The sequence below is a fragment of the Shimia abyssi genome (assembly GCF_003014475.1).
Lineage (GTDB): Bacteria > Pseudomonadota > Alphaproteobacteria > Rhodobacterales > Rhodobacteraceae > Shimia > Shimia abyssi.
Genome location: NZ_PYGJ01000021.1, coordinates 1 through 14,790 on the forward strand (window position 1 = coordinate 1; position 14,790 = coordinate 14,790).

Below are 14,790 nucleotides of genomic sequence, written 5' to 3' on the forward strand. Positions count from 1 at the left end.
CCCTCAATCCATCAGAAAAACGCCTAAGCCATCGTCACGCCAAATGGCCGGCTTTTACTCCGCCACACTGGCAGGTTTTTAATCCGCCGTTGACAGCCTTACGAGTTCAGCTTGGATGGCGGGACATTGCCCGAAGGGATAACACTAAGTCGCGATGGTGTGTTCGATGGAGTGCCTTTGCAGACAGGCACTTTTGACCTTGAGGTTTTGGCCGTGGATAGTCAGGGCAACACAGGTCGGCGCAGCTATACAATAGAAATAGTTCCAGCCGAAGGCATCATCGATCTAACGCCGGACACGCTTCCAAATGGTCGGACCTATATCGAGTACGAACAACAACTAAGTGCTCAAGGCGGCAGTGGTGATTACGTGTTTTCGATTGTTGAAGGCGCGCTGCCGCTGGGGATAGCGCTTTCTGCCGATGGGTTGATTTTGGGAACGACAAGAGATCGTGGTGACTTCAATATTTCTGTTGAAGTGCTCGATTCACAAAGAAATTCTGGCCTGATAAACTATGCCCTGATTATCGAAGAGGGGCGGCCGGACCCTTCAACTGACCCAGATGTCGGCAGGTTGATCGATGGGCATTTTCGCAAAGCGACAAAGTTTGCGGGCCACATGATACGGCATCTGAACCGACGTACAGATTTTCTGCACTACAAGTTGAATTGCACGGGGCTTGAGGACGATTGCAATCGATTGGGAATTTGGCAGGAAGGTCAGGTTTCAGGCAATGAAGAGGAGACGACTGCGACTCTCGTGCTGGGTGCGGACTATGGTCTTAATGACAATCTATTTGCTGGTTTCTCGCTTGGGTATGGTCAAACATCTGAATCTATAGGCAATCTTGGGACCTACTCGGAAGCGACCACAAACATCTATGCGGGATATTTCGCTGCCAAGCTTCCCGGCGGGTTTTACCTCGATGGGGCATTGGGGCATGGCGAAATCAAGTTTAAGGACAGACGCTATATTTTGCTGCGGGACGTGACAGAAACAAGTGAAAGACGAGGCGATTATCAATTTGGGTCGTTGAAGCTCTCTGGCGATTACCCAATGCAAAACAACATGGTTTTGTCGCCCTACGCGCGTTACGAGGCGGTTCGAACAAACTTGGACGCCTATCGCGAATCCGGCATTAGCGATCTGTCCTTGGCATACGGAAACACAAACCAGACGTCGCAGCGCGCAGTTGTGGGTGCAGCCTTGGAGAAGGTATTTCCTCGGCGTTGGGGGGTGATAACGGGGACGATACAGGCGGAGATTGGGCGCAATCATGAAAGTGGATACCGTCAAACGATTACCTATCTTGATACACCTGATACGACCTACGTGCTTGAGAAGGCAGGCAGCAGTAGCCGTCATGCAGCTTTGGGGCTGGAAATAAATTTAATCAGTGGTCCATCACACTTCGATTTTGGCATCTTCGCAACCCAATCGGGATCGAGTAGCAAGCCTGACATTGGCGCCACATTCGGATGGAGCTACCAATTTTAACTCCAAATTTGTCCCGTGGCACGGCCCCCTGCGTAACAACGATGTCTTAGAGTTCTGTGCAACGTCAGCAAGGCGCGCGCCACCTAAGGATCGGAAGCTGACGTAATTTTCGATGGTTTGATTTGCTCTTTTTGCATGGAGTTCAGACCCAGCCATTTTTTGTGGGTGGGGATTGTTTGTCCGGGTGGCCCAAATGGCTTTCAACGGCTCTGTTGCGTATAAGAAAAAACGCCCCTTCACGTAGAAAGGGCGTGCAATAGTCTGCCGAAGCATGAAAAAATATCGGGATGTCAGGCACTTCAACATTGTTTCGGCTGTAAACCGAGACCGTGTTTTTCCCGCTCCTTTCACGCAATTGGGACCTGAATCTTTTTCCCACATTCTGGTCGGCGCGTTGCTGTGGGTCGAGGTGGCTCGAACCGTCAATGCAGATGCCGGTTTGGGCGCAATGCATTGACGGTAGAGGTGCCTGAACCCGACCCCAAAACGAAAGATGGTGGAGTTAGTGGCTGCCGTTGCGTTTGGCGTTGATCACTGTTTGCTCGAGCGGATTGTATCCCTCGGGAACGGGCACGAGATTTACGCTTTGCGCCCAATCGTCGTAAAACGCCCGCATCTCATTGACACGTTCGGGCATGTCAGCGGCGAGATCATGGAGTTCTGAAGGATCGGCTTCGATGTCGTAAAGCTCCCATGAGCCATCGCCTTTGGGCGCGAGGTTTTGCATCAGTTTAAATTTCCCCTGAAACACCGCCGACGATCCGGCCAATTCATAGCCCACGGGGTGTTCTTCGGTGCGCACAGTGGCGACGTCGCCGCGCAGTACGGGCATCATCGACAGCCCGTCGGGCGCATAGATGTCGCGGCCTTCATAGGTGATGCCAGGTGTTTCAACGCCAGCCGCTTCGAGCAGTGTGGGCACGATATCGCGAACATAGGCGAATTTATCGACCTGGGCGCCAGGTGTTACCACACCGGGGAAGCGCACGATCAGGGGAACGCGCAGGCCGCCTTCGGTTGAGAACGTCTTAAAGTAGCTGCCCGGGACAGCCGCCGCAGCAGCCCAGCCGGGGCCATAATCGGCGTAGACACCTTTTTGTCCCATATCCGAATAGTCGCGGTCGAAGTCTTCCATATAAACCTTGTCGTAATTGGCCTTGTACCAGTCACGATAGGCTTCGGAGAGCGGCAGCTGGTTGGGATCGGGGCCGTTGTCGGCCATGAAGATTACGATTGTGTTGTCGGCAATGCCCTTTTCATCGAGATACCCAAGGATGCGATCAATATTGACGTCCATATTGTCGAGCATCCCGGCGTAGGTCTGCATACGGCGCGCGTTGAAGGTTTGTTCTTCGTCGCTCAGCGCCTCCCAGTCGGGCATGCGCCATGGATCAAAAGAGGTTTTGTCAAAAGACGGATCAAGTTCGACATCGGGTGAAATCAGGCCGAGTTCCTTTTGCTTTTCAAGGCGAGAGACGCGCAGTGCTTCGAAGCCCTGATCATAAACACCGTCGTACTTGTCGATGAACTCCTTGGGTGCCTGATGTGGGTAGTGCACTGCCTGATACCCGACCCATGCAAGGAAGGGTTTGCCGTCATCCAGATTGCTGTCGATGTAGTCGATCATCTGCTGGGTGTAGAAATCGGACGAGAAATAATCATCGGTGGGCAGCGAGACGAGTTCGTTGTCCTGATAATAGTGCACGCGTTTGTAAAACGGGGCGTAGGGCTGTTCGATCCAGTTGTCCGCGCCGCTTTCCCCGAGCATGAAGGATTTTTCGAACCCCCGGTCATAGGCAATGGTGCCGGGTTCGGTGCCCAGATGCCATTTACCTGTCATGTAGGTGTGATAGCCCGCGTCGCGCAGCAGGCGGGGCATCGCGACTACCTTGTCGTTCAAGTGCCCTTCGTAACCGGGTTTGCCAAATTGGTTGTCGGCCTGGATTTCCAGCATGTTGCCAAGACCGGCCAAGTGGTTGTCGACACCGGAAATGAGCATGGTCCGGGTTGGCGAGCAGGAGGCGCCAACGTGGAAGTTGGTAAACAGCATTCCGTCAGCGGCAAGCTGGTCGATGGCAGGGGTATCAATTTCGCTGCCAAAGGCGCCAACATCGGAAAAGCCCATGTCGTCGGCAATCAGGATGAGGATATTGGGACGGGTTTCGTCGGTCGCGGCAAGCGCGGCTGAGGTTGCAAGCGCGCTGGCGCTGAGCAACGTGCAAAGGGATAGGGAACGAACCATAAAGAACTCCGGTTACAAGAAAAGATGTCGAGGTCGGGCCACGAACTTTCTTTGTGTTGCAGGGTGTTGATAGACAATCTAGAGCAGAGGTGTGCCGTTCCAGCATTTGGTATGCGGGTTTGGCTTTTTGAAACGAGGGCAAGATTTGATTGACGATAAAACAACGTCGGCAGTGCGCGCTTTGGCGCGGATGGGCAGCTTTCGGGCGGCTTCGGAGGCTGTTGGGACATCACCGGCGAGTTTCTCGCGCTATATCGCGCAGGCGGAAGAATATGCCGGGCAGACGTTGTTCGAACGGGGTGGACGGCACACGATACTAACGTCCGCGGGGCGTGAATTTATGGTGTTGCTGGACAAGTTGGACGTTGCGACGCGGATGTTTGAGGCCGGTGTCGGGCGGCTGACCGAGACAGGGCCGGAGATGCTGAATATCGGGTGCGGGCCGTTGACGACGCGCGCGATTATCTCGCCGATTTTGGCCGACATGCTGGAGGCGCACCCCGATATGCGAGCGCGCGTCATGGTAAGCGCAAGTAAGGCGCCGCTGGAGGCGCTGAGGATGGGGCAGCTGGATGTGGCGGTGTGTGATCTGACGCACACGCCTGACCTGAGTGATCTGGAGATTCAAGTGCTGCGCAAAGAGCCGGTGTCGTTTTGGGCGCATCCGGCTCATCCAATTTTCGAACAATCCCAAGTGAGTGTTAAGGACGTGTTTCGCAGTCCGTTCATGACCGCGCATTTGCACAAACACTGGCGCGCCGCAGTGGCCAATGTTCTGGGTGGAGACGAAGAGGCGTGGCAGATTGTGTCAAGCTTGCCGCAGATCGAAAGCGATGATTTTGGCTTTATCTGTGATCTGGCGTGTCGGACCAATTTGATTTGCGGTGGTATGGCGGCAGACTTTGCAGAACATGCGGCGCTAGGCCGTTTGAAACAAGTGCAGACAAAGGAAACCATGACGTGGAATATCTGTGGTGCGCGGCGCAAGACGGCGTCTTTTCCCATCTTGGATCAGTTCTGGGAACGGCTGCGTGATCAGTTCGGTACATAGTCAAAGAGCGGCCCGAGAAGCATCTCCTCGGGCCGGGGCGAACATTAGTTCGTGTATTTTGCGATAAGCGCGCGTGCTTCGTCAATCAGGGCCTGACCGTCGATACCGCGTTCGTTCATTTCGGCGACCCATTGTGCATAGATCGGCTCGGCAGCGGCTTTCCACTCTTCGACCTGCGTGTCGGTGAGTTGAATGATGTTGTTGCCATTATCGACCGCAAGCTTGCGCGCGGGCCCATCGGCGGCCTCTTGGGTGGAACCGGCAAAGACCGAGAACTCTTCGCCTGAGCTGTCATCAATCGCCTTTTTCTGGGCGTCAGTCAGGCTTTCATACTTGGCCTTGTTCATAGCGAGAACGAAGGTCAGCGAGTAAAGCGCTTGATCTCCAAACTCGGTGTGATTGCCAACAAGTTCAGGCACCTTGAGCGCGGCGGTGACTTCCCACGGGATGGTGGTTGCGTCGATCACACCTTTGGACAGCGCCTCGGGCACGGCAGGCACGGGCATGCCGACTGGCGTGGCGCCAAGTTCGACCAGCAGGTTGTTCACCGTGCGCGACCCGCCGCGGATTTTTACACCATCAAGGTCAGAAACCGAGGCGATAGGATCTTTGGAGTGGATCAGACCGGGACCGTGTACCCAAGTGCCAAGGATTTTGAGGTCTTTGAACTCGGTATCCTGCATATGTTTTTCGAACATTTGCCAATAGGCGCGCGAGGTTGCGCCCGCGTTGGTCATCATGAAGGGCAGCTCAAACACTTCGGTACTGGGGAAGCGGCCGGGGGTGTAGCCGACCACCGTCCAGACCACATCAACCACGCCGTCGCGTGCCTGATCCATGAGCTGGGGAGGAGTGCCGCCAAGCTGCATGGAAGGATAGATTTCCACAGCGACGTCGCCACCTGAGGCTGCTTCGACATCTGAGGCCCACTTGCCAAGAACGTCTTTGGGTACGTTGGCCTGAGGTGGTAGAAAGTGGTGAAAGCGCAAGGTGACATCTTGGGCGAGGGCACCGGTTGCCATTGCGGCAGACAGGAGCGTTGCGCTCGCGAGTTGAGTTAGGTGTCTGATTTTCATTATATTTCCTCCCAGAGATATTGATCTTAGTATTGGTTGAAGTATTCGGCCTGTTCCCAATCCGAGATGGCGAGGTGATAACGGTCCCACTCGGCGCGGCGGATATGAGAGAGGTAGTCGACAAAGGGATCCCCCAACACTCTACGGTAGAAGGTCGACCCCTCAAAGGCCTGGATCGCCGCGAGCAGTGAGCCGGGTAGACGGGGGGCGTTTTCCAAGTATGGCGTTTCGACAGGATCAGGGGCCGTCAGGGCGCGGGAGAGGCCATCAAGGCCAGAGAGTATTTGGCTGGCAAAGAAGTAATACGGGTTTGCTGTGGGGTCAGCGACGCGGTTTTCGATGCGGCTGGCCGGATCGCCGGGGGCCATCAGGGCGCGGATCATAGCACCGCGATTGTCGTGCCCCCACAGAACGCGGTCGGGTGCGAGCTGGTGGGGCTGATACCGTTTATAGCCGTTCACCGTGGGGGTGGTCAGCAGACAGGACGCGTGGGCGTGTTCCAGCAGGCCCGCGATCCAGCCTGAGGCGGTTTGGCTGAGCGATCCGTCAGGGTTTGGTATCATCAGGTTTTTATCGGTGACGGTGTCCGTCAAAGATTGATGCAGGTGCCAGCCATTGGCGCAGGCATTGGCGTGGTTGGGCTTGCACATAAAGGTGGCATGCAGGCCCTTGCGCGCGCAGATCGACTTGGTCATTGCGCGTAGCATCATCATGTTGTCGGCATGGGTCATCGGATCGGCGGGGTCAAAGGTGAACTCGAACTGGCTGGGCCCCATTTCGATTTCCATTGAGCGGATCGGCAGGCCCAGTGACTGGGCCGCGCGGCGCAGGTCGTCGAGAAGGGGCTCAGCGATGTCATAAACCTGTGCGGTCAGGAACTGGTAGCCTTGGGTCAGGTTTTGCGTTGCGACCGGGGTGCCGGGCATGGTGGAGTCTGAATGGTTCAAGCGCGGGTCGGTGCAGGTGAACACCTGAAATTCTACTTCGAGCCCCACGGTTAGTGCGCGATTGGCGGCGGCGAGTTGGTCAATCGCGGTGCGCAGTACAGGGCGCGGAGCAAATGGGATTGCACCACCAGTTGGGGTGACAGGGTCACAGAAGATCCATGCGGAATGGGGTGCCCACGGCAGGCGGCGAAATGTTTCGGTGTCAGGAACGAGAAGGATGTCGCCCGCACCTGACGAAAGACCGCCGGGGGTGTCACCGTCGCTCCAGACCGGAAAGACGGTGCGATGGGACGTGTCCTTGAGTAAAAGCGTTCCGGGCATGTTAATCCCGGATTGAAAGATGGACGGCAGAGCGTCGGAGGTGATCGTTTTGCCGCGCAACAACCCGTGCTGATCGGCAAACAGTACGCGGATGGTTTCAAGTTCTGAGCTGGCAACCTCGGCCAAAAGGTCCTGTGCGCGGGCGACCTGCTCCGGGGAGAGCAGGCCAAGGTGGTACAGGGCGCCTTGGGTGAGGTCCGTTGTCATCTCAGGTGGAACCGGTCCAGTTAGATGGCGGGTTTGGTATTATGCTCCGGTGGCTTGGATGCAATTTGCATACCTCGCTGAATGACGATTATGTTTAAGGCAATCATAGGAAAAGAAGCGCAATTTGGTTAACTTGTCAAGTATGTGCTGGAAATCAGGCGAATTCTACATGGACCAAATTGGCGCGCGCGACATGTCGACGACCTTTGTCAAAGGTATTCGAGTGCTCAAGGCGTTTGATGATGCAGACACGCATATGACCCTGTCTGATCTGTCGCGAAAGACCGGGCTGGACCGGGCGACGGTGCGGCGGCTGGTGTTGAGTTTGGTGGCGCTGGGATATGCGCGCAAGGATGGGCGTCAGTATTCGCTCACGCCGCAAGTGTTGGCCTTGGCGGGTAGTTTTTTGCAGGGCAACGCGTTTGGGCGCGAGGTACAGCCATTGTTGAACCGGGCGTCCGAGGCGCTGGGCGGGCCGGTTCTACTGGCGATCCGTGACGGGGATGCGGCGGTGATTGTCGGGCAGGCCGTGGCGCGGGCGCAACCAGTGACGATTGGGTTGACGGTGGGCAGCCGACTGCCGCTGACGCATTCCGCGATTGGGCGCATGATGTTGGCCTATGGGGCTGAAGATTGGGCGGCGGCGGTTCTGGAGGGCGCTGAGTTGGTGCCGTTGACGGAACGGTCCTTGGTCGACCGAGGCGCGGTGCGGCGCGCGGTTGCGGCGTGCCGGACGCAAGGGTTTGCGGTTGTGGTGGATGAGCTGGAAATGGGTGTGACCGGGATTGCGGCTCCGGTTGGTGCAGTGGGGGCGGTGAAGGCGGTTGTCGGCACATCCTTTGAGCATGGAGATGTAGTAGGGCGCGAGGGTGTGGTTCGCGGCATCTTGCAAAGCCTTGCGGTGGAATTGGCCGAGGTGCGGTTATTTTCGCAAGGGTGAGGTTTTTAAAGGTCGTCTTTGACGACTTTGCCATCCTTCATCACCAAGTCAGCACGACAGTCATTGAGTTCATCTGGCGATGCGGTGAAGGGGTTCATATTGAGGACAACAAGATCGGCGGCTTGTCCGGGGGCGAGTGTGCTGCGGAAATGATCATGGCGCATCGCGTGGGCACCACCGGAGATGTAGGCATTGAGTGCCTGAGCAAAGGGGAGGGACTCGCTCGGGCCGATGGGTTCGCCGCTGGGGGCGCGGCGTGTGATTGCGGCGGCAATGCCATCCCAAGGGGAAAGCGGGCCGGTGGGGGCGTCGGAGCTGAACGCGAGGGCAACGTTTGCGGCCAATGCACTGGCGCCGGGGTAGACACAACCAAGCGCGCGCGGGCCAAGGCCACGGGCGATGCTGGTGCCCATGCGGTGCAGAAAGCCGGGTTGCGTGACAACATTGATACCAGCATTGGCAGCAGTATGCAGGCCTCCTTTGGGTGCGACAAAGAAGTGTTCGATGCGGTGGCGGCGTGATGTGTCATCGCCCTGGGCGGCGGTGATGGCATCAAGGGTTTGGCTGATGCCCCGGTCGCCAGTGGCGTGCACGGCAATACGCCATCCGGCGGCGTGGGCGGCGGTGAGCTGGGACTGTAAGACGCCGGGGGGATGCATGACATCGCCCATCGTGTCGATGTCGCAATAGGGTTCAGACAACGCGCCGGTGCGCCCGCCTATGATGCCGTCTGCAAAGAATTTCAGGGTTTCGGATGACCAGTTTGCATCCCATTGCGGCGTGAGTGCGCGGGCGGCGGCCTGATCTGTGGTGAGTTCGTTCATGAACCCCAATCGCACCGGGATGTTTCCGGCGGCGCGCAGTTTGGTCCAGATTGCAGCCTCGCGGTCATAGCCAAGAGTGAAGCCGACGGCGGCTTCGACCAGTGAGGTGAGCCCGTAGGCGAGGCATTGATCGATAACTGCGCTAATTTCAGACAGGATCTGAGCGTCGGGCGGAGCTGGTGCGCGTGCGAAAATCCACGCGGCCGCGGCTTCGTCGGCTTGGCCGGTCAGGTTGCCAGCGGCGTCGCGTCGGAAACTGCCAGATGCAACATTGGGTTGCCGGGTTAGCAGGCCAAGCGCATTGAGCGCTGCCGTGTTGAGGATGGCGACATGGCCACAGTAGCGGCGCAGGAATACCGGGGTGTCGGGGAAGGCAGCGTCAAGCTCGGCGCGGGTGGGCAGGCGCGCCTCGGTAAAGGTGTCTTCGACCAGAACGGCCGCTTGCAGCCAGCCGCCGTGGCGACGCGCATCCGGGACTTGGTGCAACGCGTCAATCAGGGCCGGGATCGAAGTGATGCGCGCCGCGGCAATGTCGAGCTGCAGGCGGAATAGCGCGAGAGGGAAGATATGGAGATGTGCATCGGTGAGACCCGGCAAAACGATACGGCCCCCCAGGTCGCGTTTGGGGCCGTCGAAGTGCGTCCCGACATAAGCGCCATTCAGCGCGATTTCAGAATGCGGGGCTGTGTCAGTGGCGTCGCAATAGACTTGCGCATTGGTAAGAAGCACAGGATTTCCCCTTGGTTGCGTGATGTGCAGTATTGGCCTGGGACGGCGATGCGCCAAGCGAATGTTGACAGATTGCCGGCAGCGCAGATAGCAATGATGTCAAACTGGTCGAATAACGCACAAAACGATAGGAGGTGTTCGCATGAAAGACACCCCGATCCCTAGGACAATTGTGATTGAGGGCACAGGCCCCTGGCTGAGGCTGGGCCCGGTTGAGATGCTTGAGATTGTGCGACCTGTCGTTCCAGTGGAGTTGAATGGCCAACGGTTGGTTCTGTTTCGCGATGACGACGGAAAAATGGGCCTGATTGGGCGGCAGTGTCCGCACCGAGGCGCTGATCTTTGCTATGGGCGGTTGGAAGATAATGGGTTGAGATGTCCGTTTCATGGCTGGCATTTTGATCGCACAGGGCAATGCGTAGAGCAGCCTGCCGAACCTGAGGGTTCGCAGATGTGGAAGGCCATCAAGGTGCCTATGATCCCGGTGCAGGTGCGAGACGGGGTGATCTGGGCCAATTTGGGAGAGGTTTCATGATTTCACAGCAGTTGAACGATTCGATCACGCGTGTCGGGCCAGACAGCGCGGCGGGGGCGGTGCTGCGGTGTTATTGGCAACCAGCTGCATTGATTGAGGAGTTGGAGTATCAGAATCCGGCACCGGTGAACCTTTTGGGGGAGCGGTTGGCATTGTGGCGGGATGATACGGGAAGTTTCGTTTTGGCGGCGCGAAAAGCGGAGGCGGGGGAGCCATCGGTGTACCATCCGGGGCCGGAGCAGATAGAGGCGGAGCCGGGCGGGGCGGTGTATCCTGTGGTGGAGAAAAAGGGCGTAGTATTTGCCTATCTGGGTGACGGTCCCGTGCCCGAATTTCCAAACCTTGATTGTTTTCGCGCGGATGACAGCCATGTTTTTGCCTTTAAGGGGCTGTGGGAGTGCAATTGGTTGCAGGCGCTGGAGATTGGCATCGATCCGGCGCACGCGTCTTTTTTACATCGGTTTCTGGAGGATGAAGACCCGGACGAGGGCTATGGCAAGCAGTTTCGCGACCAGGTGGCCAATACCAACATTCCAATGACTCGTGTCTTGCGAGAATTTCCTAGACCACAGATTGAGGTGGATGAGACCAACTATGGACTGAAGATCACGGCGCTCCGGCATTTGGAGAATGGGCAAACCCATGTGCGGGTCACGAACCAGATTTTCCCTGAGGCAATTTGTATCCCGATGTCGCGTGAAATGACGATCACGCAGTGGCATGTGCCGGTGGATGACGAGACCTGTTATTGGATGACGATGTTCACCAGTTTTCGAGACCCGGTGAACAAGGCGCTGATGCGGGAACAGCGGCTCGAGGAACATGTTTTACCCACTTATGCGCCATTGAAACATAAGGGCAATCACTATGGGTACGATCCCAAGGAGCAGGAGAGCGTGACCTATACGGGCATGGGGCTGGATATCAACGTGCACGATCAATGGGCGGTCGAAGGCATGGGGGCCATTCAGGACCGCACTCAGGAACATTTGGGCCGCTCAGATGTGGCGATCATTCGGTATCGACGCATGTTGCGAGAGGCAATTGCAGCGTTGGACCGCGGCGACCGCGACGCGTTGCCGATGCAGGGGGAAGAAACATCGGGCATTATTGGCCCGTTATCCAACGACACGATTGCACCAACCGCGAATTGGTCCGGAGCCAGCCGCGAGGCTGATCTGGAGCGGCGGTCCGGGTGCCCGTGGGATGCATCTGTTTGACAGGGGGCATTCCGGTACGCGCTGAGGTCTTTGAGGAGGCAATTGACGGATATTTTCCATTGCGGGTCTCGTTGGGCCATTTGTTGGCACGGCATGGGTTTTGCAGCGCATGGGTGGTGATAAGGGTGGCGCCGATTATGGATGTTCCGGGGCTGGCCCGCGAAGCGCCTGTGCCGCTGAAATTGGACACGGCATGGGGTGGTCAAGCGGATTGGCTGGCCGTGTGTATCGCGGCTGGCGGCATGTCCGGACGCGGTATCTGGCGATGGACTGACCCGTCGCGCAGAGCGGCGACCTTGCCCGAGGATATCCGGCTGGCAGAGCCAGCGTTTGTGCGCGGTATTGGGTTTTTTGAAGGGGACATAGAGGCCGGTGCGCTGGGCAGTATCGCGTCGCGGCCAGAGTCAAAAGTTGCCATATGTTCGGGGCGCAAGTGTGCTAGCGGGGCGTGCGCGCGCGCGCAGTGTTGGCCTATTTCGGGATGTGTCGGGATCATGCGCAACACGGATGATCATCGGAGAGCTGGGTGCGATATTGGGACAAATAGCGCAAAATCGTTCTTGCTGATTCATATGGATTCGGAGGAAAATTCGCCATTTGGGCGACTCTTCATAGACGGGATGAGTGGGTTGAAAGCCTAAGAATTGGCCTTAGAAAACAGTGATTAGGCGTATTTTGTCGCCATTATGGAATTAGTGGTTAGGTTTCCATTGGTATTGTTTCTCTCACTTATCAGTGATGCCGGGGTTATGTTAAAATTCTTGAATATTTTGACGTTTTGGCTGACGATTAAAGACGGCAAACGGAATAATTGCAGCCAATTTTTTATTCGGGGGAGCAGGAATGATTTGTCCTGCCGCAAAGAGACGACGGACACGTACGGCTCTGGTTTTTGTGCTGGTGGCGTTACCTGTTTTGTTCGCAAGCGGACGCGAGCCTGTAAGTGCGGAGGTGGACCCATTCTCTGCGCCCTATGAATTGGTGCGTTATGGCGGCGATGAAACGCTGCGCGATTTTGTGGCGAAACACCTGAATGATCCTGACCTGTGGCCCACCGTATTGAAGATCAACAAAATGGCGTCTCCGGCGGATCTGGAACCCGGAGCGGTATTGGAGATGCCAGTTCAGCAGGTGGCCTTGGCGGACGACGCATTGATGACGTCGCTTGCGGCGATTCAAAGGGCGACAGCAGAAGGGGCGCGCCTGTTTGCTCCTGACGAAATTGGCAGCGCGATCAATGATCGGGATGCCGCCGTTGAGCGGCGCGGTGATGGTGAATGGCGCGAAGTTGTGGCCTTTGCCGGGTCTGCAACGGTTCATGCAACTGAGGCGTTTGAGATTGCCGTTGCACAGCGGGACAAGGCCGCGGAAGCGCTGATCACTGATATTCATGGTGATGTTGAGGGGCGCGACCCCACAGAGGCAGCATGGTCTGATCGGGACTTGAACGACATTCTTGTTGAGTTTGAGCGGCTGCGCACCCTGTCCAATTCGACCACACAGGTGACGTTTCGTGATCTGAGCCGATTGCGGCTGAACCCCAATTCCAACGCGACGATCCAGCGAATGCGATCAGACCCGTTGACCGGCAAGGAGGTTACCAAGGTCAGTTTGGCCGAGGGTGATTTTTATGCGCTTTTGAACCAGCTGTCGGATCGCGACAGCTTTGAGATTGATGTGCCGGGGATCAAGACAACGACGGATTCAGATGATTTCTGGATCAAGAATGACGCCGATAGTGCCTTGTTTGTGAACTATGACACGGCTGCTCTGGATATTGATTCTGCGGGGGCGGCGGTGTCGCTTGGTCAGGACGAAGGCGTCGTGATTGGGCGGGACGGGACCACCTCGCGAGCGGAGGTGCTGGAGCGCACATTGCTGTCCAGCCCAGACAATCGCGCGGATGTTTACGGCAATGCGGTTGAGCTGGCATGGCAGGCCTATCCTGACGCGGCGGGGTATTGGTTTGAGGTTGCGGGGGATCCGGGGTTCAATCGAATGATCGCATCTGAATGGGGTGTGAAAGAAACCGGGTTCCGTGTCGCCGCGCTTGAACCCGGTGTGCATTTCTGGCGCGTCGCGGCGTTGGACCAATTGGGACTGCCCGGAAAATGGAGCGAGGTGCGCGAGTTTGAATTGCGCATCGATAATACGCCGCCGTTTCTGACGCTTTTTGCGCCTGGTGAAGGCGAATTGTTCGAGGCGGACCGCGTAGAATTGCTGGGCGCATCTGAGAGCGGCGTTACGCTGACATTGAATGGTCAGGCGGTCGAGGTGGCGGAAGACGGCAGTTTTCTGTTGGCAGCGGCGCTGATTGAGGGGAACAACCAACTGGTGATTGTTGCGACGGATGCGGCAGGCAACCGGTCGGAAAAGCGCCGGCAGGTGGTGTATGTACCCAAAACGTCGGTGGAGATCATAGTTGATCCGAACCTGCCACGCAGTGGCGACGTTCTGGTCAGCCGAACCGGCGAGATGACGTTGCTCGGAACAAGTTCGGCGCAGGCTGGATTAGAGATGTTATTGCGTGACGGAGCAGGGGCCGAAATTGGGCGCACACGGATTGGCGGCGGCGGCGCATTTGGCATCACGGTGCCGGTGAGCGAGGTGGTCGCAGGGTTTTCGCTGGAGGTGCTGAGCCAGGGCGGTAGTGGGCTGGGTTCGGTGGCGTTTCAGGTGCAGCGCGACAGCGTAGCGCCCGAGATCGTGCTGGATGTACCGCCACCACGCGCAACATCCGAGGATGTGCTGGACCTGACCGGAGAGATTGGTGACGCGGTGGCGGCAACGCTGAGCGGGGAAGAGTTGGAGATTTTTGACGGGTTTTTTGCTACGCAAGTGACCCTTGAGCCGGGAACCAACGTGTTTGAGTTCCAGGCCGAGGACGCGGCAGGCAATGCGAGTGTGTTGGTTGTTGAGACGGTTTTGGACCTTGAGCCACCCGAAATTCTGGACGCTCAGATGACGCGCCCGAATGGGAAGGGTGGTGCGATCGAGATCGTGGTGCAGGCGCAGGATGCGTCGGGGCTGCGGCAGGCTGCTCCATATCTGGTCGAGGTCGGGGACGAGGAATTTGAAGGATACCTGCGCTGTGACAGCGCCAATGGTGTGTGCCGGGCCAATGTGCCTGCGACGCCGGGCGAGATGAACCTCATTGAGGTGATCGTGCAGGACTATGCAGGGAACGAGGCAATCCGGTGA

The 14,790-nt window shown here is 57.2% G+C and carries 11 protein-coding genes and 1 pseudogene; 8 read left to right on the plus strand and 4 right to left on the minus strand.

Going from position 1 to position 14,790, the window contains the following annotated elements:
• Positions 1 to 108 precede the first annotated feature (108 nt).
• Both CLV88_RS23700 and CLV88_RS20640 read left to right on the plus strand, forming a co-directional pair.
• Positions 109 to 249: pseudogene (locus tag CLV88_RS23700) on the plus strand (putative Ig domain-containing protein); the annotation flags it as partial.
• 228 nt (positions 250 to 477) lie between these two features.
• The gene (locus tag CLV88_RS20640) at positions 478 to 1,497 is read left to right on the plus strand and encodes an autotransporter outer membrane beta-barrel domain-containing protein (RefSeq protein ID WP_341477198.1); all 1,020 of its coding nucleotides are present in this window, start codon (positions 478 to 480) and stop codon (positions 1,495 to 1,497) included.
• Between the two features lie 502 nt (positions 1,498 to 1,999).
• On the opposite strand, the gene CLV88_RS20650 is transcribed toward CLV88_RS20640, so the two are convergent.
• The gene (locus CLV88_RS20650; RefSeq protein WP_106610306.1) at positions 2,000 to 3,739 is read right to left on the minus strand and encodes a sulfatase family protein; all 1,740 of its coding nucleotides are present in this window, start codon (positions 3,737 to 3,739) and stop codon (positions 2,000 to 2,002) included.
• 145 nt (positions 3,740 to 3,884) lie between these two features.
• Here CLV88_RS20650 and CLV88_RS20655 point away from each other — a divergent pair, with 145 nt between their 5' ends.
• A complete protein-coding gene (locus CLV88_RS20655) occupies positions 3,885 to 4,790 on the plus strand; it encodes a LysR family transcriptional regulator (protein ID WP_133170021.1) in 906 nt (301 codons plus the stop codon).
• A gap of 44 nt (positions 4,791 to 4,834) precedes the next feature.
• On the opposite strand, the gene CLV88_RS20660 is transcribed toward CLV88_RS20655, so the two are convergent.
• Entirely contained in the window at positions 4,835 to 5,866 is a 1,032-nt protein-coding gene (locus CLV88_RS20660) for a TRAP transporter substrate-binding protein (protein ID WP_106610308.1), read from the minus strand.
• Positions 5,867 to 5,892: 26 nt separating this feature from the next.
• Positions 5,893 to 7,341: a glutamine synthetase family protein gene (locus tag CLV88_RS20665; RefSeq protein WP_106610309.1), complete on the minus strand. Its 1,449-nt coding sequence runs from the start codon at positions 7,339 to 7,341 to the stop codon at positions 5,893 to 5,895.
• Between the two features lie 169 nt (positions 7,342 to 7,510).
• Here CLV88_RS20665 and CLV88_RS20670 point away from each other — a divergent pair, with 169 nt between their 5' ends.
• Positions 7,511 to 8,281, plus strand: coding sequence for an IclR family transcriptional regulator domain-containing protein (locus tag CLV88_RS20670; RefSeq protein WP_165798965.1), 771 nt, complete (start codon positions 7,511 to 7,513; stop codon positions 8,279 to 8,281).
• Between the two features lie 5 nt (positions 8,282 to 8,286).
• Here the strand turns inward: CLV88_RS20670 and CLV88_RS20675 are convergent, their stop codons facing one another.
• A complete protein-coding gene (locus CLV88_RS20675) occupies positions 8,287 to 9,834 on the minus strand; it encodes an amidohydrolase (RefSeq protein WP_165798966.1) in 1,548 nt (515 codons plus the stop codon).
• Between the two features lie 142 nt (positions 9,835 to 9,976).
• Between CLV88_RS20675 and CLV88_RS20680 the strand changes: the two genes are divergently transcribed.
• The 4 genes from CLV88_RS20680 to CLV88_RS20695 all read left to right on the plus strand — a co-directional run bounded on the left by CLV88_RS20680 (position 9,977) and on the right by CLV88_RS20695 (position 14,790).
• A complete protein-coding gene (locus CLV88_RS20680; RefSeq protein WP_106610312.1) occupies positions 9,977 to 10,369 on the plus strand; it encodes a Rieske 2Fe-2S domain-containing protein in 393 nt (130 codons plus the stop codon).
• Positions 10,366 to 11,589, plus strand: a complete 1,224-nt coding sequence (locus CLV88_RS20685) for an aromatic ring-hydroxylating oxygenase subunit alpha (protein ID WP_106610313.1) — start codon at positions 10,366 to 10,368, stop codon at positions 11,587 to 11,589. Before CLV88_RS20680 ends, CLV88_RS20685 begins: the two co-directional genes overlap by 4 nt.
• On the plus strand, positions 11,586 to 12,230 hold the full coding sequence (locus tag CLV88_RS20690; protein ID WP_106610314.1) for a hypothetical protein: 645 nt from the start codon (positions 11,586 to 11,588) through the stop codon (positions 12,228 to 12,230). Before CLV88_RS20685 ends, CLV88_RS20690 begins: the two co-directional genes overlap by 4 nt.
• Before the next feature lie 202 nt (positions 12,231 to 12,432).
• Positions 12,433 to 14,790 carry a FecR domain-containing protein gene (locus tag CLV88_RS20695; protein WP_106610315.1) on the plus strand — a complete coding sequence of 786 codons (2,358 nt, stop codon included), beginning with the start codon at positions 12,433 to 12,435 and terminating at the stop codon, positions 14,788 to 14,790.